General features: G+C 46.0%; 32 protein-coding genes. 24 read left to right on the forward strand and 8 right to left on the reverse strand.

Annotated elements, in window-relative coordinates; all coding sequences use genetic code 11:
* The first annotated feature begins 130 nt into the window (after window positions 1–130).
* Window positions 131–364: a hypothetical protein gene (locus tag ACE1CM_RS22265; protein ID WP_374880465.1), complete on the forward strand. Its 234-nt coding sequence runs from the start codon at window positions 131–133 to the stop codon at window positions 362–364.
* 89 nt (window positions 365–453) lie between these two features.
* On the opposite strand, the gene ACE1CM_RS22270 is transcribed toward ACE1CM_RS22265, so the two are convergent.
* From ACE1CM_RS22270 to ACE1CM_RS22280, 3 genes are all read right to left on the reverse strand, one after another.
* Window positions 454–1206: a phycoerythrobilin:ferredoxin oxidoreductase gene (locus ACE1CM_RS22270; RefSeq protein ID WP_374880467.1), complete on the reverse strand. Its 753-nt coding sequence runs from the start codon at window positions 1204–1206 to the stop codon at window positions 454–456.
* A 97-nt stretch (window positions 1207–1303) separates the two neighbouring features.
* On the reverse strand, window positions 1304–2038 hold the full coding sequence (locus ACE1CM_RS22275) for a 15,16-dihydrobiliverdin:ferredoxin oxidoreductase (RefSeq protein ID WP_374880469.1): 735 nt from the start codon (window positions 2036–2038) through the stop codon (window positions 1304–1306).
* Window positions 2039–2138: 100 nt separating this feature from the next.
* Entirely contained in the window at window positions 2139–2729 is a 591-nt protein-coding gene (locus ACE1CM_RS22280) for a phycobiliprotein lyase (RefSeq protein WP_374880471.1), read from the reverse strand.
* Between the two features lie 56 nt (window positions 2730–2785).
* Between ACE1CM_RS22280 and ACE1CM_RS22285 the strand changes: the two genes are divergently transcribed.
* The 6 genes from ACE1CM_RS22285 to ACE1CM_RS22310 all read left to right on the forward strand — a co-directional run bounded on the left by ACE1CM_RS22285 (window position 2786) and on the right by ACE1CM_RS22310 (window position 5491).
* Window positions 2786–3586 carry a pentapeptide repeat-containing protein gene (locus ACE1CM_RS22285; RefSeq protein WP_374880473.1) on the forward strand — a complete coding sequence of 267 codons (801 nt, stop codon included), beginning with the start codon at window positions 2786–2788 and terminating at the stop codon, window positions 3584–3586.
* A gap of 112 nt (window positions 3587–3698) precedes the next feature.
* Entirely contained in the window at window positions 3699–3914 is a 216-nt protein-coding gene (locus tag ACE1CM_RS22290; protein ID WP_374880475.1) for a hypothetical protein, read from the forward strand.
* Window positions 3915–3988: 74 nt separating this feature from the next.
* Window positions 3989–4405 (forward strand): XisH family protein, encoded by a 417-nt coding sequence (locus ACE1CM_RS22295; RefSeq protein WP_374880476.1) that lies wholly within the window; start codon window positions 3989–3991, stop codon window positions 4403–4405.
* Window positions 4393–4734 (forward strand): XisI protein, encoded by a 342-nt coding sequence (locus tag ACE1CM_RS22300; protein ID WP_374880478.1) that lies wholly within the window; start codon window positions 4393–4395, stop codon window positions 4732–4734. Before ACE1CM_RS22295 ends, ACE1CM_RS22300 begins: the two co-directional genes overlap by 13 nt.
* Before the next feature lie 99 nt (window positions 4735–4833).
* On the forward strand, window positions 4834–5355 hold the full coding sequence (locus ACE1CM_RS22305) for a DUF29 family protein (protein ID WP_374880481.1): 522 nt from the start codon (window positions 4834–4836) through the stop codon (window positions 5353–5355).
* Between the two features lie 4 nt (window positions 5356–5359).
* Entirely contained in the window at window positions 5360–5491 is a 132-nt protein-coding gene (locus ACE1CM_RS22310) for a hypothetical protein (protein WP_374880483.1), read from the forward strand.
* Window positions 5492–5501: 10 nt separating this feature from the next.
* Here the strand turns inward: ACE1CM_RS22310 and ACE1CM_RS22315 are convergent, their stop codons facing one another.
* Both ACE1CM_RS22315 and ACE1CM_RS22320 read right to left on the reverse strand, forming a co-directional pair.
* Window positions 5502–5711, reverse strand: a complete 210-nt coding sequence (locus ACE1CM_RS22315) for a hypothetical protein (RefSeq protein WP_374880485.1) — start codon at window positions 5709–5711, stop codon at window positions 5502–5504.
* A 300-nt stretch (window positions 5712–6011) separates the two neighbouring features.
* Window positions 6012–6668: a HEAT repeat domain-containing protein gene (locus ACE1CM_RS22320; RefSeq protein WP_374880487.1), complete on the reverse strand. Its 657-nt coding sequence runs from the start codon at window positions 6666–6668 to the stop codon at window positions 6012–6014.
* A gap of 95 nt (window positions 6669–6763) precedes the next feature.
* Between ACE1CM_RS22320 and ACE1CM_RS22325 the strand changes: the two genes are divergently transcribed.
* From ACE1CM_RS22325 to ACE1CM_RS22350, 6 genes are all read left to right on the forward strand, one after another.
* Window positions 6764–7003: a hypothetical protein gene (locus ACE1CM_RS22325; RefSeq protein ID WP_374880489.1), complete on the forward strand. Its 240-nt coding sequence runs from the start codon at window positions 6764–6766 to the stop codon at window positions 7001–7003.
* Between the two features lie 231 nt (window positions 7004–7234).
* A complete protein-coding gene (locus ACE1CM_RS22330) occupies window positions 7235–8149 on the forward strand; it encodes a HEAT repeat domain-containing protein (protein ID WP_374880491.1) in 915 nt (304 codons plus the stop codon).
* Window positions 8149–8988 (forward strand): DUF3598 family protein, encoded by an 840-nt coding sequence (locus ACE1CM_RS22335; protein ID WP_374880493.1) that lies wholly within the window; start codon window positions 8149–8151, stop codon window positions 8986–8988. Before ACE1CM_RS22330 ends, ACE1CM_RS22335 begins: the two co-directional genes overlap by 1 nt.
* A 2-nt stretch (window positions 8989–8990) precedes the next feature.
* Window positions 8991–9389 carry a nucleotidyltransferase family protein gene (locus ACE1CM_RS22340; RefSeq protein WP_374880495.1) on the forward strand — a complete coding sequence of 133 codons (399 nt, stop codon included), beginning with the start codon at window positions 8991–8993 and terminating at the stop codon, window positions 9387–9389.
* 74 nt (window positions 9390–9463) lie between these two features.
* On the forward strand, window positions 9464–9715 hold the full coding sequence (locus ACE1CM_RS22345; protein WP_374880497.1) for a DUF86 domain-containing protein: 252 nt from the start codon (window positions 9464–9466) through the stop codon (window positions 9713–9715).
* Window positions 9716–9801: 86 nt separating this feature from the next.
* Window positions 9802–10407, forward strand: a complete 606-nt coding sequence (locus tag ACE1CM_RS22350; protein ID WP_374880499.1) for a phycobilisome protein — start codon at window positions 9802–9804, stop codon at window positions 10405–10407.
* Window positions 10408–10468: 61 nt separating this feature from the next.
* Here the strand turns inward: ACE1CM_RS22350 and tnpA are convergent, their stop codons facing one another.
* Window positions 10469–10912, reverse strand: coding sequence for an IS200/IS605 family transposase (gene tnpA, locus ACE1CM_RS22355; RefSeq protein ID WP_374880501.1), 444 nt, complete (start codon window positions 10910–10912; stop codon window positions 10469–10471).
* Window positions 10913–10915: 3 nt separating this feature from the next.
* Here tnpA and ACE1CM_RS22360 point away from each other — a divergent pair, with 3 nt between their 5' ends.
* The 3 genes from ACE1CM_RS22360 to ACE1CM_RS22370 all read left to right on the forward strand — a co-directional run bounded on the left by ACE1CM_RS22360 (window position 10916) and on the right by ACE1CM_RS22370 (window position 13002).
* On the forward strand, window positions 10916–11077 hold the full coding sequence (locus tag ACE1CM_RS22360; RefSeq protein ID WP_374880503.1) for a hypothetical protein: 162 nt from the start codon (window positions 10916–10918) through the stop codon (window positions 11075–11077).
* Between the two features lie 273 nt (window positions 11078–11350).
* A complete protein-coding gene (locus ACE1CM_RS22365) occupies window positions 11351–12253 on the forward strand; it encodes an IS200/IS605 family accessory protein TnpB-related protein (RefSeq protein ID WP_374880505.1) in 903 nt (300 codons plus the stop codon).
* A gap of 95 nt (window positions 12254–12348) precedes the next feature.
* Window positions 12349–13002 carry a Uma2 family endonuclease gene (locus ACE1CM_RS22370; protein WP_374880507.1) on the forward strand — a complete coding sequence of 218 codons (654 nt, stop codon included), beginning with the start codon at window positions 12349–12351 and terminating at the stop codon, window positions 13000–13002.
* Here ACE1CM_RS22370 and ACE1CM_RS22375 read toward each other — a convergent pair.
* Window positions 12988–13638, reverse strand: a complete 651-nt coding sequence (locus ACE1CM_RS22375) for a Uma2 family endonuclease (RefSeq protein WP_374880509.1) — start codon at window positions 13636–13638, stop codon at window positions 12988–12990. The genes ACE1CM_RS22370 and ACE1CM_RS22375 overlap by 15 nt on opposite strands.
* Before the next feature lies 1 nt (window position 13639).
* Window positions 13640–14284 (reverse strand): Uma2 family endonuclease, encoded by a 645-nt coding sequence (locus ACE1CM_RS22380; protein WP_374880510.1) that lies wholly within the window; start codon window positions 14282–14284, stop codon window positions 13640–13642.
* A gap of 112 nt (window positions 14285–14396) precedes the next feature.
* On the opposite strand from ACE1CM_RS22380, the gene ACE1CM_RS22385 reads away from it, so the two are divergent.
* From ACE1CM_RS22385 to ACE1CM_RS22420, 8 genes are all read left to right on the forward strand, one after another.
* A complete protein-coding gene (locus ACE1CM_RS22385) occupies window positions 14397–15101 on the forward strand; it encodes an ankyrin repeat domain-containing protein (protein ID WP_374880512.1) in 705 nt (234 codons plus the stop codon).
* A 527-nt stretch (window positions 15102–15628) separates the two neighbouring features.
* Window positions 15629–16477, forward strand: coding sequence for a phycobilisome rod-core linker polypeptide (locus ACE1CM_RS22390; RefSeq protein ID WP_374880514.1), 849 nt, complete (start codon window positions 15629–15631; stop codon window positions 16475–16477).
* 270 nt (window positions 16478–16747) lie between these two features.
* A complete protein-coding gene (locus tag ACE1CM_RS22395; protein WP_374880515.1) occupies window positions 16748–17503 on the forward strand; it encodes a phycobilisome rod-core linker polypeptide in 756 nt (251 codons plus the stop codon).
* A 362-nt stretch (window positions 17504–17865) separates the two neighbouring features.
* Window positions 17866–18027, forward strand: coding sequence for a hypothetical protein (locus tag ACE1CM_RS22400; protein WP_374880517.1), 162 nt, complete (start codon window positions 17866–17868; stop codon window positions 18025–18027).
* 51 nt (window positions 18028–18078) lie between these two features.
* A complete protein-coding gene (locus ACE1CM_RS22405; RefSeq protein WP_374880519.1) occupies window positions 18079–18606 on the forward strand; it encodes a phycobiliprotein lyase in 528 nt (175 codons plus the stop codon).
* A 3-nt stretch (window positions 18607–18609) separates the two neighbouring features.
* Window positions 18610–19215, forward strand: a complete 606-nt coding sequence (locus tag ACE1CM_RS22410; RefSeq protein ID WP_374880520.1) for a chromophore lyase CpcT/CpeT — start codon at window positions 18610–18612, stop codon at window positions 19213–19215.
* Window positions 19216–19227: 12 nt separating this feature from the next.
* Complete coding sequence (locus tag ACE1CM_RS22415; protein WP_374880522.1) at window positions 19228–19578, forward strand: CpeR family transcriptional regulator; 351 nt, start codon at window positions 19228–19230, stop codon at window positions 19576–19578.
* A 393-nt stretch (window positions 19579–19971) separates the two neighbouring features.
* Complete coding sequence (locus tag ACE1CM_RS22420) at window positions 19972–21486, forward strand: hypothetical protein (RefSeq protein WP_374880523.1); 1515 nt, start codon at window positions 19972–19974, stop codon at window positions 21484–21486.
* Window positions 21487–21983 lie beyond the last annotated feature (497 nt).

Genomic DNA, 21983 nt, shown 5'->3' on the forward strand with positions numbered 1-21983 from the left:
TATACAATGAGAACGTGCGTTTTGTTCGTTACGAATTATTAACAATGTTTTGTTACAAACGGTAACAATGCAGATGCTGTCGAGCTTTTAAGCTTGGCAATAGGTACCACAGTTACATCACTTTTGCACCGTGCCAAAGAAGAAAAGTCGGCTAAACGTTTCATTGGATGACCTGGAAAGGGAGAAGCTGGAGAAGCTCGCCGAAGAAGCGGGACTCTCCTTATCTCGCACGATCGCTCAATTAATTCGCAAAGCCAAAGTTAACAAGATGACGGGCGACGCGGTGACACGGGGACGCGGTGACGCGAGGGAAGAAGACGCGGGGGAAGAAGACGGGGTGAGGCGAGGGAAGAAGACGCGGTGACGGGGTGACGGGGTGACGCGGAGAGACTGGTGGAAACATTCTTCTTGTCCCCGTGTCAGGAGCGTCTTCCGTTGCTCTCTTTTGTCTGTTCAAGACAAACGGCATTCTGCCAGCTTTCGCTCCAGGTCAAATAGAAAGCCGTGAATGTATTCTTCTGTCCACTCTTCCCCGTAGAAACGCCTGAACATGCCCCGTGCGGGGTCTTTCTCTGCGCGATAGCGCAGGTAGCGCAGTTGCGCCTGCTCGATGGCTGCCAGGGATTGAGCATCCGTCAAGGGTTCTGCCTGTTCGACAAAATCCAAATATGCCTTGAGGTAATCCTTAAACGCCGCGAACACGTGGGTTTCCACCACAGTTGTTTCCTGGGGGCGAGTCCAAAGGAAAGCTGGGGAGAAAAAAGGGCGGGCTTCTTCAGGAAAATCTCCGCCCCAAGGTAGATGCGGCTGATATGCTTGGAAGATGGGCAAAATCGGCGTAGTGTATTTTGCCTGATAATCCGGATCGTCCCGGAACAAAGGTTGCATATCCAAGGCAATTAAGTGTCCTCCCGGCAACGTGACCAAATCTGCGCCAAAAAATGGCAGATCGTAGTTCAGTTGGGGAAAAATGACGAAATTAAGCACTTGGAGTGATTGACCACCCTGGACGTGAGCTGCCCGAATCTGTCGCAATTTCGGTGCAGTAAAACCATGACTGGTGGTGATGACTTCCTCCTGATGCTTGCCCTTGCCGGTAATCGCGCTTTTGTACTCGAAACCTTCTGGGATGGGATAGGAACCGAGGTCTAAGCGCGATCGCATATAAGACGTCGCATAATCCAAAAACGGTTGATATAAAGTCATAGGTAATGGGTAATTGGTAATGGGTAATTGGTAATAGGTAATTGCAGTAACAAGTAGCGATTAGCAATTAGCAATTAGCTATTACCAATTACCACAACTACTTTTTGCCAGCACTGACTGATAGCGGCGCTGCGTCTTCAAACAAAAACTCATAAAGAAAGCGTTCTGCCCATTCATGACCGAAATAACTGCCAAACAGTCCACTTGCCGGATCGCGCTCTGCACTATACTGGTCGTAGTCTTTTTGGGCTTTGACGATGCGCTGAATATCTTCTGGATCTGTCAGAGGTTTCGCCTCATCTAACAGTTGCCAGTACAAATTCAAATAGTCCTTAAACGCTGCAAATAGGCGCGTCTCCACAGTTTCGACATCAGTCTTGGCAAACAGCAGATACTTGGAGAAATACTGATTCGCATCGTAAAATTTCATCTCCAGTCCCTGTGCCAGATCCGGGTATTGAGCGTGGAGCGATTTCAGTGGTTCAATATACTGGCGCTGATACGCTTCATCCTGAAACAATGGCTGAAAGTCTAGCACCACCAAATTTTTGACTTTGCCGAACGAGAGAAAGTCTACTCCCAACAGCGGTAAGTCGTAATGATGGCTGGGATAAATGACGCTGTTGAGAATTTGGGCGCTAGCCCCCGCATCAATGTAGGTATAGCGAATTTTCCTCAATTCTGGACACTGGTAGCACCAGCTTTGGATCGTTGCCGGGTTTTTGCCGCGATCGCTTACCTTATACTCCAGCCCCGCAGGGATTGCGCGATCGCGTAAATCAAATCTGTTAAATAATTCGCTTTCTAAATGTTCCAGGAAGGGCTTGTACATTGAGCTTGACCCATCTTTTAAGACTTCCTCTGACAATAGGGGATTGGGAAACACCCTGTCACATTTCTGCCCCAGGAAGTAACAAATTTTAAAGATCGTCTTAATGTGCGGCTGCCCTTGCCAAATTTTTCTGTATCATTTGCTCCAACGTCGCCTCGGATACGCAACGCCGCTCCGAGCAATAGGTCATCAGGTAAACGCCATCCATCGTTCGCACGGTGCTAACGCGGACGCGAAAGTCATCCGTAAGAAACCAGCAGCGTTCTTGTCCCTGGTTGTTGTCGTATTCGGTATCGATGGTCAAAATGCCGTCCTTGCCAAACCAGTAGCGACTGATGACTGGCATTCTTTCTATGTAGCCGCGATCGCGAATTAATTTCCCCGACAACAGACTGGTATCATCTGGCACATCAACCAGTACTGCTGCCCGATCCGGATCTGGTTCGCGATCGTCCTGATTTTCCTGCCACATAAAGCTAGCGCCCCCCATCGCCAGGGCAGGATCGATGCCCTGCTGCTGACAAATTGTACTGACTCTAGGGTCATCTCGTTCCACAACTTGGACGATGAGGTTGGATTCTCCAGACTGATCCGCAGACAGATCGAAATGGTGTACGCTGCGCTGGGTAAACCAAGTACCCTCACTCTTGCGAAAAAAGTCCATCATCGTCGTGGGGAAGATCGGGGGCATTTGTTACCTCAAGTGTCGGTAAAATGACTTTGGAATCATAATTTTAACCAAATAGTGTGGATAATTCTCTCTTAGAAAGCCAGTCTTCGATTGCGATCGCTCTCAAAACGGGTATAGTACCCAACCAAGATTTGTATCAAATCGATCTCAGAGGTCAGGATTTACAACGAGCCAATCTGCGTCAGGCAAATTTAATTGGAGCCAACCTCAGCGGTGCAAACCTAAGTGAAGCCAACCTGGGGGGTGCAGATTTGCGGCGGGTTAACTTGCAGGGGGCAGATTTAACAAATGCGAATTTACAAGGTGCTTTTTTATATCGGGCGCAATTGCAAAATACCAATTTCAGCGGTGCGAACTTAGAGGGAGCCAAATTACAAGCAGCTAGATACGATCTAGAAACGATTTGGCCCGAAGATTTTGCTTATAAAAGTTTAGGAGCAATTGGGCCAAAAGCCAATCTCACCGGCGCACAGCTAAATACTGCTAATTTGAAAAATGCCGATTTAGAAGGTGCAAATTTAATTGGCGCATCCCTCAGCGGCGCCAACTTGACTGGGGCTAATTTACAAAATGCGCGCATGAGCGGTGCAGATTTACGCCTCGCTTATCTGACGGGAGCTTGCTTGCGAAATGTGCGATTGAATAACGTAGATTTGCAAGGAGCGGATTTGCGAGCCGCCGATTTCACTGGGGTTGAAATTGAGCAATTGAATAGCATTGCCGGGGCAGATTTTAGTCGCGTTCAAGGATTGAGCGAGAAGATTAGAAACATGTTGCTGAGCCGTCCTGATAGCGAATTGGATGTTTGGAATGCCTTTACTCGTAGAACTACGCGCCAGAGTTTGATGGTTAATTGATCTGGACTTACGCAAATCACCTTTGTTTCTGTGAAAAATCTTCGGTTTGGCAAGGAAAGATCGCAGCCAGAAACCCGGTTTCTAGGATCTTCGCGCGGCAAATCACCTTTGTTTGTGTGAAAAATCTTCGGTTTGGCAAGGAAAGATCGCAGCCAGAAACCCGGAATATGAGCGTAAGTCCTGTTATTTTAGCTTGCTTGCTGAAAATGCTCGAAAACTAGCTAAACTGCCAACAATATCGCGATTGGTAAAAATTGGCTTAACAGCAGAACAAATTGCCCAAGTTCTAGATTTGCCTCTGGACGAAGTAGAGTCAAGACTGCGCTAGACAAAAAATATAAGTTAAAATGAAATAGAATTAGTAAAGCTTGCTAGAATTGTCTATTCAATCCATTTCGCCCAATGCCTGCTAAAGATATCTACCACGATACCGTAAAAAAAGCGCTGATTAAAGATGGCTGGACAATTACAGCCGATCCCTATACAATTAAATATAAAGATGCTGAATTATTTGCCGATCTCGCCGCTGAAAAGCTAATTGCTGCGACCCAGAATCAACGAAAAATTGTTGTGGAAGTTAAAAGTTTTTTAAGTGCTTCAGTTTTCAGAGATTTTGAAACGGCTCTTGGTCAATATATTTTATATAGAAACTTTATTACTTTAACTGAACCAGAGTATCAACTTTACCTAGCAGTTTCAGAACAAGCTTACGAGAATTTCTTTAAAAGAGATTCTATCCAAGAGGTTATCAAGCTCAATCAAATACTGTTAATTGTTTTTGATATAAAAAAGGAGGAGATTTTACAATGGCTCAATTAGAACAGTACAGAGGTTTAATTAAAAAAATATTAACTGAATATCACGATTGGGTTTCAGGCTCGTCAAATCTCACTGATGAAAGTTGTTTGATATTTGACGAAAAGAACGATCACTATATTTGGTTATTTTTGGGTTGGGAAGGCAAAAAACACATTAGAAATACTCAGGCTCATATTCGGATTAAGAATGAGAAAATCTGGATTGAAGAAGATTCAACAGAAGAAGGAATTGCAACTGAGTTATTAAGGTTGGGAGTTCCGGCTAGGGATATTGTTTTGGGGTTTCATCCGCCAGAAGAGCGGAAATATACTGAGTTTGCTTTGGCTTAGCTAGCCCTTGGGATAAAGTATAAAAGATGTCAATTTCAATCGATCGCCCCTTCCTCCAGTGCAGCTAAGTAATGAACTAAGCTAAAGAGGTAAATAAATATGACGCAAGAACTTACAGATTTAAGATCCAGTATCTTAGAAGGACGCTACAGCGATGCTTTAGCGATCGTAGATGAGTTAGAAGCTATGAGTAAAAAGGAAATTCTGCGTAAAATAAAAGCATTTTTGAGAGTTTTACTAATTCACTTGATTAAAAACCAAGTCGAAAAAAGATTAACTAACTCTTGGGCAGCATCAATTCGCAATTCAATTTTAGAAATTCAAGAAGTGAATGTCAAAGAAAATAAAACTTCTTATTACATCAATCCTGATGAATGGGAAAATTTAATTGAGGAAGAAGTAATTGAGAAGGCGATCGCAGACGCAAGTGAAGAAGTTATGAACGGACAATTTACCCGTTCTCAACTATCAGAAATGTTAGATAAACTTCTACTGTTTCAAATCGCCACAAAACTAATTGACCTGACTTATACACATTCTGCCAAACAATTACCAGCGGTTATTGAAGAACATTTAGTACAGTTACCAGGTGGCGAAGACTGGATCAACCGGAGAAACTAGGATTTTGAGAAAAGATGGGAAAGAAGCAAGTCACGATCGCTTGAATTCAAACAGATGCAAAAATGCGAAGGAAAAAGCGATCGCTTCCTGTACTGCTGCGGTTCTGAGGATTTTTGTAATGCAGGTACTCAGATAAAAGAGCTGCTTTACGAGGATTTCACTGCTTGCCAGTTCTTTTTTAGCAGTGCCAGAAACGTGGCGTACCCTTCGGAAAAATGGGGTGGATCTGGCAAAACGTACTCCGGGAATTCCTTATAGTGCCGCCAAGGTTCTGAAGGACTGCGTCGCAAGTGTAGTACGCACTCCGTTGCACCTGGGGCTTTCCACGTCATTTGACCGGGATGGTTGCTAGACATAAGTTACCTCCTAAAAATGAGCTGAAAAACTGGTTTTCGCTATTCTAAATCTTTCTTCCAGAATTCTGGCAGACAAACTGTTAAATTCTGTAAGAATTTATACTTTTTGGCCTTGATGTGATATAATGGCAATTTTTCCTTGATGATAGCAAGGCAAAAGCCTTGAGTAGCGGGCTTCCGAGGTTGTATGAAGTTCTGGTGAAAATTCAAACAAGTCTATTTAAACGATAAAATCCCCACCTTTGGGCGAGACAGTACCCAAGAGGGGGATTTTTGTGCGTCAAAAGGCAGAGTTTGTTGTTAGAGCAAGTCTTCTAAGGCAGCGGCGACGACTTGATGATCCGAATCTTGCCGCAGTTGACTCAGAGCTGCTTTGGCTTGCGGATGGTCAAAATGCTTCAGCGCACGAGCAACGTGGAGGCGAATCTGTTCCGAGTCGGAATTCACCAATTCCAGCAATCGAGACATGGCGGCATCTTGCTGACTGGTTTGTGCTAATGCAGCCAGGGCATCGACGGCAGTTTCTTGGACGCCTGCATCTTCTCCAGCTAAGGCTTCGATGCAGACTTCCAACAGTTCCCTGGGACATTCGAGTTCAACTAGGGCGGGCAAAATGCTGCGACGCACCAGCCAGTGGTCATCCTGGCAAAAGGCGAGAACTAGATGGGATGCAGCCACCTTGCCAAACAAAGACAGGGAATTGGCTGCCTCTGCCCGCACGTTTGGGGTATTGTCGAATTTGATCATTTCCAGCAGTGCGGCGAAAGATTCCGCCGTCTGCTGCTTGCCGAGTTCCCTGGCAACGAAGGTTCGCACCAGGAATTCATCATCGTGGAGTTTGCTGGTGAGTAGGGGAACGGCTACCTCTGGGGTATAGTCTTTGAGGGCAGCGATTGCTTTGAGCCGATACTGAAAATCAGGGTTATTGAGCGAAGTTTCGATTTCTTGAATATCCATAGCAACTCAAAAAGGTTAGCCCGTTGGCGACGGGATCTGAGAAAATCTGAAATAGACTCTTTATTTTATAGATACCGATTTAGGAAAGAACGGAAATGTCTGAAACCTCAGAACTCACTCCAATAGACCAGGCAACCCCTGAAGAACTGGCAGAGACGATCGAAGAATTTGAACAATATCGGGAACGTTTGCTCAACGAGACTCTGGCAACGGCGCAACGGGCTAAGGTGATGAAAGCAGCTGCAATGGCTCAAATCGAACCCGAACTTGCCAAAATTGATGCCATTATCAGCCAACTTCGCGAGCTTCAGACTGCTCTAACTACTGGTAATTAATTAGTACTGGCACGGCATTAACAGTCTTGTAGTGCAGCCCCAAACCCTATCTAGGCCGTGCCTCTAGGGTGTGGTAAAAAGAACAGGATCCACGCACGACGAGGCCAGAAACCGGGTTTCTTCGCCGATATTTACCTGACAAATCCACGATTTTTCCTAGAAACCCGGTTTCTTGGCGTCAGTCCTGAAGAATTGAAAATATTTTTAAGCATGGGTGATAGGTGATTGTCAATGAGTAATTCGCTCAAGTTTGAGACTCAATCCGGGGAGAATCCTGTGCCGCTTTCCCACGCAGAAACCGATGCTTTGTTGGCATCAGTCAAGGAACAATTAGACTTGGAAACCTTCGACCCCGATAACCATCAACTCCTCAAGCAGATGGTGGAGTGTCTGGGAGATACGCGCGGGTTAGTCAGGTTGAGTTTCGCACAGACTTTGGGTGAAATTGGCGAACCAGCAACCCCTTTTTTGCTGGAAGCGCTGGCAAATCACCCAAATGTGGTGGTGCGGCGAGCTAGTGCTAAAACCCTGACCTTGCTCGCAGATCCAAAAACCGTCCCCAACCTGGTACATGCGTTCTTAAACGATGAGGATACGGTTGTCCAAGGTTCGGCGGTAGGGGCGCTGGCGCGGACAGGAGAAGCAGCAGTGCCGGTATTGTTGGAAATTTTAGCGGCGCCAGAAAATTCAGAAGCGACTAAAGGTCATGCCGCATGGGCGCTGGCATTTATTGGATCAGAGGCAAAAGAGTATATTTATCCAGCAATTGCATCCGATTCGCCAGAAGTACGTGGGGCGGTGGTGGGTGCGATCGCTAAAGTCGCCCAGGAATCCCCCGAACCCCAAGCTTTCAACCTTTTGGTAAATGCCCTCACCGACTCAGACGCGAACGTGCGATGCGAAGCAGCAGCGGTGTTGGGTAACTTAGCTTATCAACCGGCAATTCCCAACCTGGCAGAATTATTGCATCATCATGATTGGGAAACCCGCAAAGCAGGGGCGCTGGCGTTGATGAAAGTAGGCGATCGCTCAGCTATAGTACCTTTGCAAGCCGCATTATCCCAAGAATCAGAAACGGCGGTGCAGCAGGTACTCAAGTTGGCAATTTCTCAACTTGAGCGCAAAACAGAGGCAGACGACTGGTGATGAAAAAGCAATGGGACTGCGTACTGGAAAATCTGGGAGAGTGGGAGGGGTCATTTACTCACCTCTCGCCCCAGGGAGAAATCATTGATGATATTCCCAGTGTAATTTCGCTGACAGGGGTGAACGAAAATCAAACCATTCACCTGGCTTTGCGTCGCTACTATCCTACCGCCCCCGGTTCATCCGAATTAAAGCCCCAGGAACTGGCTTTCGACTTCAGTGCGCCGAGTGCCGGGGCTTTATTTTTTGAGACTGGTGCTTTTAGCGAAGGTTCGCCCTACTTTTCTACTGGAACTCTCTTTGGTGCCGAGTTTGGTTTTAAAGAAAGCGATCGCCGAATGCGTCTGATTCAACAGTTTGATGCCGCCAATAGCCAGCTATTTAAGCTAACCTTGGTGCGAGAGCGACGAGTCGGAACAACAGCCCCAGAACGTCCACCGTTAGCCCTCGAGGACTTTCTGGGCGAATGGGAGGGAGAAGCCGTCACCCTGTATCTAGATGGGCGTCCATCGGTTACTGCTAATACTAGCTTTAAGTGCGATCGCCTCAGCGAAAACCAGCTCGTACTTTCATCGGGTGAGGAAACAGATTATCCGCTCAAAATAGCAGAGAACAGCAATCAATTGTGCCTCAATTTTGAGCAAAATTCCCAACAATATCAGATTTTGTTATTGCCCGATGGCGCAGCTTCAACCTGTCCAATTCAGATTACCCCAGGACATCCCTTTTTTATGGAAGTAAGCTGGTTAATTCAACCAAGATTACGCCAGCGCATGATTCGCACCTACGACGACAAAGGAAAGTGGGATAGCCTTACCCTAGTTACTGAACAAAGATAGCGATGAAAACAAAAAACAGGCTCGCATATCTGCTCAAAAATGGGACTGTGATAAACTCAAAGACAGATGGGTTGGCGCAGCAAGCGATGCCTGTACAAACTAAAAATAAAGTGATATCTCTTCTCCGAGAGCATCAACAAGAATTACAACGTTTTGGTGTTGAACGTTGTGGACTTTTTGGTTCCTTTGTCCGGGATACAGATATCCACGCTGAAAGCGATGTCGATATTCTTGTTGTCTTTGAGCCAGAGAAAAAAACATTTGATAACTTCATGCAGTTGTCATTTTTTCTGGAAGATATTTTCGATAGGGCAGTTGACCTTATTACTATCGAGTCATTAAGTCCTTATATTGGTCCGCACATTTTGCGCGAGGTTGAATATGTCTCCGTCGGCACGTGAGTATCTACAGCACATCCTCGACGAGACAGCCTATATCATAGCCAATTCTAGTGGGGTTAGACAAAGCTACCTTTGTGGAAGATGAAACATTGAAACGAGCTTATGTACGCAGTATTGAGGTGATTGGTGAGGCGGTTAAACAATTGCCAAATCCATTGCGTCAAAAGTACAGTGCCATTGATTGGCGAGCAATTGCTGGAATGCGTGACAGATTAATTCATAACTATTTTGGCGTTGACTACGATATTGTGTGGGATGTTGTCACCAACAAAGTTCCTGAGCTAAATGCAGAGATTAGAAAAATGATTGAGCAGGAGTTTTCTTAGAGTGTGCTTCCCAGTTAGTTACCTGTGATGATATTCAGTGTATCGTGAACTTGTAGACCAAAAGCTCCATTAGCGGATATTGAACTATGAACCCTGCACTCAGCGAAGCAGTTAAAGAACTGATTAAAAAAGCCAGAATTGTCAGTTTTTCAGGCTGGGAAGCGACGCATCCACCTGGGATTATCCCCCTATTCCAAGCAGCAGATGATGAGGGAAGATATCTCACCGATGAAGATTTGCAGCAGATCCAGAATCTTTCTCCCGCAACTTCAGATTTGATTGGCGTAGCGAAACTGTTGCGCGATCGCGTCACCGAAATCGTAGACGAAGCTAGAGAAGTTGTCCTCACAACCTTTCCCGATATTACTCAACCCGGTGGCGGTTTATACCCCGCCCCGCGAGCCGAAGCTTGTTGGCGTGATTTTTGGCACTTTCTGCGCTGCATTACTTACGGAATTGCTGGGAATAACGCTGAATATACAAGCGATACAGGTTTGCATTATATGAAAATGCTGTATCAAGAATTACAAGTGCCTTTGGAGGCGATGGTAGTGGGATTGGAAGGGATTAAAACGGCTAGTTTGAAGCGGATAGATGGGGAAGGGGAAGATGCGATCGCGTCAGCGTGCCGGAGGCATATCGCACCCTATTTTGACCATCTAATCGAGCGCCTAAAATCCTTCCGAATTTGAGCAAAATTCCGCCGCGCATCCTACGCTTCTATGGGAAGCATGAAGCGGTAGTTAGCGGCGGTCAGGGTTTATCGGCTTTACCTTGATTTTTAATATAAGTAATCAACACCTCAATACTGGCGCTAGCTCCAACAGAAATAATGGTAGAGCCATCATTCCAGAACTCGCCACCCCAAAGATGTTTTTCCAGGTATTCTTTGTACTCTTTCCTCATGTGGCGGGACGATACAGCCTTCAGGTTTTTGATGAAGTTCACAAGGTTTAGTCCTGGATAAGCATCAAACAGAATGTGGATGTGGTCGCCTTCCCCACCTAGCTCAATGGGTTCGCATTCCCATTTCACCAACAAAGTGGTAAGGATTTGCTTCAACCTATCTTGCATTTCCTGGGTAAGGATATCTTTCCGATACTTCAGTGTCAGAATCAAGTGGTAACACAATCTGAATGTCATGTGATTTCTTGATTTCAGTTTTAACGTTTTGTCTTGATTCACGGCTATAATCATTGCATGGTTCAATCAATTGTACGGACTGACCGATGGTTTCTCGAGCTTAGTCGCCAGACGACCGAACATCTGGCGGCAACGGTTGCTCAGTACCGTGCATTTTGTAAAGCGTTAACTTACGTTGTGTATGGTCATTGGGTAGAAATCAAATCTGCTAAAAGTTAGTGCAGTGCAGTTGAACGACTCATTCACAAGACCAAATCTAACCCTAACCCCAAGTATCAATATTTCGGCAAGCGTTTCTATAAGTTTCCTAGCTACCTAAGACGAGCGGCGATTGAATTTGTCTGTGGACAAGTATCGTCCTTTGTTACTCGTTATCAAGAGTGGCAATCGGGTATCAGAAAAAGACGAGATGCTAGACCTCCAAGACTTAACCCAGAAGCCGGTTGTTATCCTGCTCTGTACCGAGGGCAATGCCTTTTGTTTGGGAACAATTTGGAAACTACCCAGATTAAGATTTGGAATAGTTCAGATTGGGTATGGAGTGAACCTATCGCCATAAAAACCAAGCGAGACAGACATCTTCTATCTCATAGCAAAACCCTGTCTCCCTACTTGATGGTTAACCATCGAGGTGTTTATCTTAGCGTTCCATTTGGACTTAAGCCAGATAAACTTCAAGGCGACAGGGTTTGTGCTGTTGATATTGGCATCAATACCTTGGCAACAGCAAGTATTGTCGGAAGTGATGGCACTGTGACTGCGAGGAAGTTTTTGCATCCAGCAGCCGACATAGACCATCGTGACCGACTGTTTAAACGCGTTAGTCGTAAAGCACGACTAACAAAAAAGCTACACAAGGGATTTTGCAATTCCTTGTACCGTAAAGCTCGACATATCAACCAAAACCTTGCCCAACAAGTTTCAAGGAAAATTGTTAATTTTGCCGTGGGTAATGGAGCAAGTGTAATAGTTTTCGAGCAGCTTAAAAACTGGAAACCTAAAGGTGGGCGTAAGCGTTCAACCTTGAAACAGAGGTTTCACGGTTGGTTGCATCGGAAATTGGTGAAACTTGTCGAGCAAAAGTTTGAAGAAGTTGGTGGAACAACGGAATATGTTTATCCACGAGGGACATCAAGCTGGGCTTATGATGGCTCAGGGCAAGTTTCTCGCGATAAGTCCAATTATTCTAACGCCACTTTTAAAACGGGTAAGCGGTACAATTGTGACCTTTGTGCTAGCTATAACATTGCTGCCCGATACTGGGCATACAAACTTAAACTGACCCGCCGCAAGGACGGACGGTTGTTGGATGGCGAAAGTTCCTCCGACAAACAGAGAATGCCTGTTACTTTGTCTTTACTGTGGGAGCCTCGTAGCTCCATAGTAGTGGATTAAGACGCCACGCTTCTACCCGTTAGGGTGAAGCGCTGGAGCATTCACCATCCCGATATTATAGTAAACAAACATCCGCAAACGGTACGGAGGATGCAATGGTCGTAACACTACAACTGCGTCAGATCGACGTTCAACCAGGGCAGTACTTGACATTGCGCGATATTAGTTGGGCAGAATTTGAAGCAATTTTAGATGAACTGGGAGAGCATCGCGCTGCACGAGTTGCCTATTTTCAGGAGGTGTTAGAGATTCGGATGCCGTTACCAGAACATGAAGTTAATAAAGAATTGATCGGCGACATGGTTAAGCTGCTGCTTGATGAGTTAGAACTGGACTGGCAATCTTACGGATCGACAACCTTTAAACGTCCGGAAATGGCAGCAGGTTTAGAACCAGATACCTGTTTTTATCTCCAAAATGCTCGCAGAATGATCGGAAAGCGAAGGCTGAATCTGTCAGTCGATCCACCACCAGATTTAGCAATTGAAATAGACGTAACTTCAAAGACTCAGCTTTCAGCTTATCTGGCTTTAGGTGTGCCGGAACTCTGGTGTTATGCAAATGGCAAGTTGCAAGTATTCGTCTTGGGTGAAGGCGAATATGTGCGGGTAGAAACTAGCCCGACATTTGGAAACTTGCCTATTATTGAGGGAATTTTACAGTTTTTGAAATTGAGCGAGACAGAGGGATCTAGTGCAGCAAGAAGAGCATTTCGGCAGTGGGTGCGTGAAGCGTTACTCACATCTTAAACTAGCATCCAACCATGCTTCAAATTCCAGCAACACTTGATACATACCGATTTCCCTTGCTCGCTCAACCATTCTGGGAATGATATCGGTTATTGGCAAATCTGGAAATGTCGGACTCGCGATTGACTCGACATACTCATCATTTTGCAGCAAATTGATAACGAACTTACCTGCCCCATATATCCATAACTCCGGAACCTTTATAGCTGTGTAGGCATCTGTTTCTGTCTTGGAAGTGAGATCGCTTTCAATTGCCAAATCAGGAGGAGGATCGATCTCTATATCGATTCTATCTTTGCCAATAATCGCCCGATAATTCTGAATATAGAAACAGTCATCTGGCTCAATCCCGGCGATTCCCTGGCGCTTAAATGTGGTAGAGCGTAGTGATTCCCAAGGGCGTTGCTGCTTCCGCAACAATGTCTTAACCAAGTCGCTAATAACGACAATTGCTCTTTCGTGCTGCGGTAAGGGTGACATGATTTCTAATGTTCCTTGGCTATATGCGATGCGGGTGCTGCGTTTTTCGCCTAACTCTTCTAAAATTTGCTCAAACTCTTGCCAATTAATGTGGGGAATTATCACAACACTTCCCGGCTTTAGCTGAATCTGACGAATTGGTGTGGTGACTGGCATTTTAGCCCTCCTGTTGCATTTGTTGTCTGAGTTCTCTCAGCATTTTGCTGCTGCCTTCTTGAAAAGCTTGTTTTACCAAGCGGGGTATCATTTCGATAATCGGTAAGTCGGGGAATATGGAACTGGAATCAGATTCCCAATAATTGCCATCTCGCAATAGCCAGATTTTCAGTTTTTCATTGTTGTATATCCAAACCTCTGGCACTTTTAAAATTGCGTATGCCTCCAAAGTTGTTCGAGAAGTAACATCAGTTTCAATTGCCAGATCGGGGGGTGGATCTTCATCCATGTTCATTCGCATTAGAGAACGCACCCGTTCCGCATTCTGAATATAGAAACAAGTGTCTGGTTCTAATCCAGCTTGTGTGGGTTTCTTGAATGTAGTAGAACCGAAATCTTCCCAATCTCTCCCTTGGGCATCCAGTAGAATTTTGACAATATCTGAAATAATGCGATGAGGACGTTCCTGGGCAGGTGAAGGTGACATCAGTTCTAGGCTTCCATGGCAATAATTAATTCTAGGAATGCGGCGTTCTTCACCTAGTTCTTCCAGCAAGGCTTCATATTGTTCCCAGGTGACATCGTTGATCGCCAAATGGCTGCCGGGAGATAGAGCGATCGCTTTCAATGGAATGACCACTGCCATAATAGTTGTCCCTCACAGTGATAGTAGGATCTTAGTTGATGTCTATCGGGCTTGCAGACCAGGAATTAGATAGTCCGCCAAGTTTAAAGTAAAACTATGCAGTGGGGCATAAATGTCTTCATTAAACCAGCAGTTGATTAGAGCCACCGTTCGGGGTGATGCTAAAACAGTTGAAGCTCTTTTAGCTCAAGGAGCAAACGTCAATGGGACTGGGGGAGTCACCCCAGTTGGAGAGAGCAACACCGCCCTCATGTGGGCAGCAGCAGAGGGTCACCTGGATGTAGTTAACATTCTGCTGGCGCACGGAGCCGATGTGAATGTCAAAAATGATGCCAACTACACTGCGCTAATGTACGCAGCGGAGCGCGGAGATTCGGATATTATCCATGCCTTGCTCGATCGAGTTGCGGATATAACTGGTAAAAACAATTACCAAGAAACAGTGCTGATGTCCGTAGCTCGGTTTGGTCTGGTGGATGTTATCCGGCGTTTGATTGACTTGGGGGCAGATATTGATGCCACCAACAAGATTGGCGATACGGCTTTGTACCTGGCAGTTGACAATGGGCAGTTTTATGCTGTCAAGGCGCTGATCGAACGGGGAGCATCGGTCAATACCCAGAACATGGGTGACTGGACTCCATTGATGATGGCATCGGCACGGGGAGATTTGGAAGTGATGGAACTGCTGCTGGCGCATGGTGCGGACTTTCGTCCCAGAACCCGCTGGGGGGCGACGGCATTGAGCGAAGCCAAGCGATCGTTCCGTTCCGTCAGGGCGGCACAACTGTTACAGCAGGCAGGCGCGACCGAGTAAAACCTTTCTCAGAAACTTTACAAATCGCAGCGGAATTTTAATCTTGACGGCTGGCGATCGCCTAGCCTCCCCTCAGAGGAATTCCCCTGGCAAAACCAACCCAGACTCTGAACTCCGGGTTATACCACAAAATGAGAGTAATTATCATAAATGTAACCAATCTATACAAACAAGCTCAATAATTTTTAATATTTTGAGTGACAAGCTTGTACGAAGATCGGGAAGTGCAAGGCGTTACAGCTTTGTATCGAGTTGATGAAACTCATACAGCTCGTGGCTTTCCCGGCTCCCAGAGTTGATTGCAACTCGGAAGCCTAAAATTTTTTGCTTGCAAAAGCAATTCATCAATTTGCTCTCATCTGAGTAGGCGGGGCAAGCGCGGAATTCACGCCTGTGGACAGGTTAGGAGCCGACTCGCTTGGTAGAAGCAGGAAGCTTTCGGTCAATTTAAGCGAAAGTTTGAATTGTGTCTGCTTTCTATTGCAAAATCGATCTCGGTGTATTTCTTTAACTAGGAGATTGGCTTAATGCCTTTTGGACCAGCGTCGCGCTTAGGAGTTAGCCTGTTTGACGAAACTCCCCCGTTGGAGTGGCTTGCCGGTACTTCTAACGAAGAAGCGGAAACCTTAATCAAAGCCGTCTACAGACAAGTGCTAGGCAATGCCTACGTCATGGAAAGCGAGCGTCTGGCAGTACCGGAGTCGCAGTTTAAGCGGGGCGAACTCAGCGTCCGCGAGTTTGTCCGCGCTGTGGCCAAGTCGGATCTTTACTTGTCGCGCTTTGCAGATTGCCCTCGTTATCGGTTTATCGAGTTGAACTTCCGGCATTTGCTCGGTCGTGCCCCCAACAGCTACGAAGAAATGAAAGCCCACAGTGCCATTCTGGATGCGGGCGACTTTGGAGCTGAAATCGACTCCTACATCGACAGCGACGAATATCAGAGCGTCTTCGGAGAGAACATTGTGCCTTACATCCGAGGCTACAAGACCGAAGCAATTAGCCACATGATCGGCTTTACCCATACCTTCCAATTGGTACGGGGTGCTTCCACCAGTTCTCTCAAGGCAGACTTGGCAGGTAAGACTCCCAAGCTCAACTCATTGGTGATTAATGCAACGCCAACTCCAGTGGTTCCACCGGGGACAACGTTCCGCAATCCACCAGTGGGCGCGCGGGTTCGTCTGGGCACGGGAGCCAGCGAAAGCGGCAAAGTCTTCCGCATCGAAGTCACTGGTTACCGTTCCAAAGCGGTTAACCGGATTTCCCAATTCCGCCGCAGCAATCAAGTCTACTTGGTTCCGTTCGATAAGCTTTCCGAAGAGTATCAACGGATTCACAAGCAGGGTGGTGTAATCGCCAGCATCACGCCTGTGTAAAAGATCCTAGCGATTAGCTAATGGCTAATGGCTAATGGCTAATGGCTAATAACTCAAGTAGGGGCGGGTTTTACCAACCCGAAGTGTAGAACCGAGAAATATGAAAGTTAAACCCGCCCCTACTCATGCATAGCAGCTAATGGCTAATGGCTAATGTAAGTAAAAATCATTTATTAGCAATTAGCAATTAGCAATTAGCAATTAGCAACGCGGAGCGGGCGAGTTTTGCATTCTGACTTCTGATTAAAACATTTGAGGAGTAGTTTAGCTATGCCAACAATGACAGCAATGGAACTCCGCACTCCCCGCACTCAAGATGAAGTGCAGGCAATTATTCGCGCAGTCTATAAGCAGGTTTTAGGCAATCCCCACATCATGGAAAGCGAACGCCTGGTGACGGCAGAATCCCAATTGGCAGATGGTAAAATCTCGGTGCGGGAGTTTGTCCGGGCAGTGGGTAAGTCGGAATTCTATCGTTCTCGCTACTTTGAAAAGTGCGCTCCCTACCGTTTTGTAGAACTGAACTTTAAACATTTCCTGGGACGTCCGCCCCAGTCTCAGGCGGAAATTTCCCAACACCTCGTTCGTTGCGTCGCAGAAGGATACGACGCCGAGATCGATTCCCTCATCGACAGCGAAGAGTACCAGTCGGCTTTTGGCGAAAATATTGTGCCTTACAATCGCGGGGCGAAAACAGAAGTTGGAAAGAGTCAGGTTACCTATAACCGTACCTTCGCGCTGGATCGGGGTCCGGCTCAAATTGATAGCGCAGTTACAGCATCTCAATTAGTTTATGCTGTAGCAACCAACTCCTCGAATAAAATACAACCAGCAGATGTAAATCTGGGTGGTTCCGGTGAAGCGAACAAAAAGCGGTTCAAAATCGTGGTGCAAGGTTCTAAATTTGACAGCCCCCGCCGCGTCAGCAGGACGGAGTATATTGTTCCCGGCGATCGCATGACTCCTCAGATTCAGCGGATTAACCGCACCAGCGGCAAGATTGTCAGCATCACTGAGATTGTCTAGCCATCGAACCCACCCAATAGCAGAGGTTTTGCCTCTGCTATTGTTGCCAGGAAAGGGAATTTTTTGGTAGCGGACGCATAGGAGTGCTAAAAAACTGCTTTCACACCCGATCGTTGTTAGTATTTTGGCACTGACAGGACTGACGCAAGGGCGTTGCCAGAAACCCGGTTTCGACCCTCGATCTCTGGTTCCCAAACTAACGATTTTTCGGAGAAACTGGGTTTGTTTGCCTCAGTCCTGACAAATTTAAATTCAGAAACCTGGTGCAATTTCTAATTGACATTGCTACGGGTATCAAAACTTGGCTTTGAACCCTCAGTCTAGTCAGCGGTCGGACTATTTCCCCATTCTCCGATTAAACCATGAGAGAAATGGCTCAGCTGTATCAAACCGAACAATCAAACTCATTTACCGGATTGCCAGCGAGTGAAGGAAAGCCTTATGTCTTCGTTTGTGTAGGGGCAGCATTAATCCTGCCGCTAGATAAACGAAGGTGTAATATCAACGGCTGCAATCCACTGTAACGATCTGGATCTTGGCTCAGTTATTGTGGGGAAAGTTGATTAATCAAACAAATGGACATTACTGAGTTTGTTGAGCGTTCAATAGGGCATTGGCGATCGCAGCGCAGCGCCCATCATTTGGCTTTCAGCCATTTTGAAGCCGTGCAATCAGAGATCGATATCATTGCCCTCTCACCAGAAGATCCGGCAGTGCTAGACCTTTGTAAGTTGTATAACATCGACCCCAGCAAGATAGTATCTCCCTTTCGCATGACCTGGGAAGGACAATCGGATTGGGATGAAAATGCAGAAATAAAAGGCACTAGCGTCCTGATACCTGTACCAGATCCAGATGTCCCCAAGCGGGGTAAATTACTTCGCGATCAAGGATACGCTGAAACCGTGGCGGCGGCGGGTGATTATCACTTTACAGAGGACGGAACCTTTGTGCTGCTGACAAGTTACGACCGCGCCGCAGCTGAGGAAAAAATCTGGTTTGCCAATCCAAACTTACGCTTTCGGGTGTCGCTAATCAAAACCAGCGCTGGAAGTGGAGTGGTGACTGCATCTTTCTCATCGGAAATTCGTTCTTCGTCTTGATTTATGACTTCAGTCAAAACAAACGATTTAGTAACCCTGGCGCAGTGGATGGCAGGGGATTTCAGCAATTACAAGCAATCCTTTGAAAAACCTCGACAATTCGCCCATATTCACATCTTTTTTCGTCCGCTACCGTTTGAGTTTTTTAATGGGATTGGTTTTTACTCGGAACAAGTTTACGACCACGATCTGTGGAGTCCCTATCGTCAGGGCGTCCATCGATTAGTTGACTTTGGCGACCAAATTTATATCGAAAATTATGGTCTGGACGATCCGATGCTGTACGCAGGTGCGGCGAGAGAATTAAGCATTCTCAGAACTATTACGCCCAACTGCATCGAACGACGATATCACTGCTCGATGATTTTCTTTCGCGAGGGCGAGATGTTTCGAGGAAGTGTGGAACCGGGTAACAAGTGTTTGATCGAACGCAACGGGTGTTTGACATATTTGATCAGCGATGTAGAGATTACGGAAACAACCTGGCTCAGTTTAGATCGAGGCATGGATATGGAAAACCATCAACAAGTCTGGGGATCTACCTTTGGACCGTTGCAGTTTGAAAAGCGTGCCAGTTTTGCTGACGAACTCCCTCTAGATCGACTTTGAGGGGGTAGTTTTATGAACGCATTACAGGAGCGAACTGAAGTTCGTGTCAAAGCGGCTATGCTACCACCCCAGGCGCAAAAAAAGATGCAATGCTGGATTCGCAGCCGACATTTGATTTGTTCGGGCAATTTTTTTATTTATGAAACGGTTGATTATAGCGCACTGGAGCGATTTTCTGACTGCATCGCGGCTTTAGGAGGTGCTTTATTATCTGTTGAACCCGTTGGCAAAATTTGGATGGGCGATCATCGTCAGGTGATTCTTTATCGAGCAAAGGCAAGTTTACATACGCCTCACCATGCTTTGAAGCAATACTGGTTGAAATACGGTGGTTTTCGCACTAGATTTGACGCACGGGTTTAGCTCTTTTAGGCTGGGTGGAGCGGAATGCGATTCCTGCGGAAAGCTTCGCTAACGCCTAACGCTCAAAACACAAAATGGAAAAAAGTCAATAGCTGAGACAATAATTTTATTAATTATTGAGGATTTTAAATAAATCTTGATTGTAAACAACAAATCTTGCACCGTTTGTCATAAAAAAGTTGGCGAGGGATGAAAGGCGGATTGATTTTGCCGGATCGATCTGTGCAAAATTGACAAATACTAATAGCTCGATGTAGGATTAAATCCTGCCCGACTAGCTGAAAACAAAGAGGGGAGAGTCTCAGCAAAGCTCAATCGCTGCAAGATGGAACATTCCCAGTGTTGCAAGTGGAGGCGGATGTCAATCTGTGAATGCGTTGGGAGATGAATTTAATGCCGAAAAAAACTCAAAGTTCTAAACCTGCACGCACTAAAGCTGCGCCGCGTGCCAAGAAGGAAACAACCGCTAAAAAATCAGATCCCACGCCTGAAATACAGCCAGCTGCTAGTGGCGCGCTCGCAGCGACTGCTACTCTAGAACCACCAACTCAGGCTAAAGCCCCAGAAGAACAAGGTGTATCCCTGGAAAAGCTGCAAGCTCTAGAACAAGAGTTAGCAGAAAAATCAGCTGTTATTGGCAAATTGCAACAGCAGATGGCTGAGGCGGCGGCTCAACAAGAAAGCAATGCTAATTGGCAACAACAAGCGGCAGTTCAAAACGAAACAATCGCCGATTTAAACCAACAAATTGCAACGTTACAAAATCAGTTGCAACAGCAGATGGCTGAGACGGCGGCTAAACAGGAAAGCAATGCTACCTTGCAACAACAAGCGGCAGTTCAAAACGAAACAATCGCCGATTTAAATAAACAAATAGCGACGTTACAAAATCAGTTGGATCAACAAGTAGTTGCGGCGGCGGCTCAACAGGAAAGCAATAGTAATTTGCAAGAACAAGCGGCGGCTCAAAACGAAACCATCGCTGATTTAAACAAACAAATTGCGAAGTTACAAGAGTGGTTGCAACACCAGATTGCTGAAGCGGCGGCTCAAACAGAAAGCAATAGTAATTTACAACAACAAGCGGCTGCTCAAAACGAAGCGCTCGCCGATTTGAACCAACAAATTGGGACGTTACAAAATCAGTTGGATCAAGCAGCAGCCGAAAAAACTGCCCAACAGGAAAGCTATGAGACGCTGCAACAGCAGTCGGTGGCTAAAGTTGAGACAATCAACAATTTAAACCAACAAATTGCGACCTTACAAGAGCGGTTAGAGCAACAATCTGCCGCAGATGCTGCTCAACAAGAAAGCTATGCAGCTTTGCAACAGCAATCAAAGGAGCAAGGCGAAACTATAGCCGATTTAAACCAACAAATTGCGAAGTTACAAAATCAGTTGGCTCAAGCAGCAGCCGAAAAAACTGCCCAACAGGAAAGCTATGGATCTTTGCAACAACAGTCGGCGGATCAAGGCAAAACAATCGACGATTTGAACCAACAAATTGCGAGGTTACAAAATCAGTTAGAGCAACAATCTGCCGCAGCTGCTGCTCAACAGGAAACCTATGCTGCTTTGCAACAGCAATCAGCGGATTGGGTGGAAAAAATTAATGATTTAAACCAACAAATTGCGGCATTAAAAAATCAATGGGAACGGCAATCTTCTGCTCAAGCAGAAACCATCGCTGGTTTACATCGACAAATTGCCGAGTTACAAAACAAGTTAGAGGAGCAAATTCACGCTCAGACTGCCCTAGCAGAAAACAACGAATTGCTTAAGCAAGAGTTGGCAAGATATGCTCAGCGCATCACTGAGTTAGGAAAGCACGCTGTTGAGCAAAACTCGGTTGCTTCAATTGGCGAAGGGTATCTCAATAAGTGGCGGTATCGCAATTTTTCTAGCTAGGGTTGAGATAGTGCAAAAGTAACCTTAACTCCAGGAGAGGGGCGGGCGTCCCGCCCACCCCACAAGAATTTTTATCAGTTTCAAGACTTACGGGCGACGCTCCTATCACCTTAGTTTCCAGCTGCGATCTCTGATTCCAAAGCGACGATTTTTCAGAGAAACCCAGTTTATTTGCGAACCTATCACCTTAGTTTCAAGCTGCGTTCGCGCAAGCGTTGGGAGGCATATCTCTGGTTCCCTTTCCCGACGATTTTTCAGAGAAACTTTGGTGTTTGCCAACCGAGAAACCGGGTTTCTGGCGGCGGACTCTGATTCCAAAGCGACGATTTTTGATAGAAACTTTGGTGTTTGCGAGGGTGGGCATCCTGCCCGCCCCATATATTGACTTTATGGGGTCGGTGCAATATCTAACTCAAGTTGCTAGTTATAAGTTGTGACATTGGTAATTGGTAATTGGTAATTGGTAATTGGATTCTTGAGTCAGTCTACTCTTGACA

It is taken from the genome of Microseira sp. BLCC-F43 (assembly GCF_041929235.1).
In the GTDB taxonomy this organism is placed as follows: domain Bacteria; phylum Cyanobacteriota; class Cyanobacteriia; order Cyanobacteriales; family Aerosakkonemataceae; genus Microseira.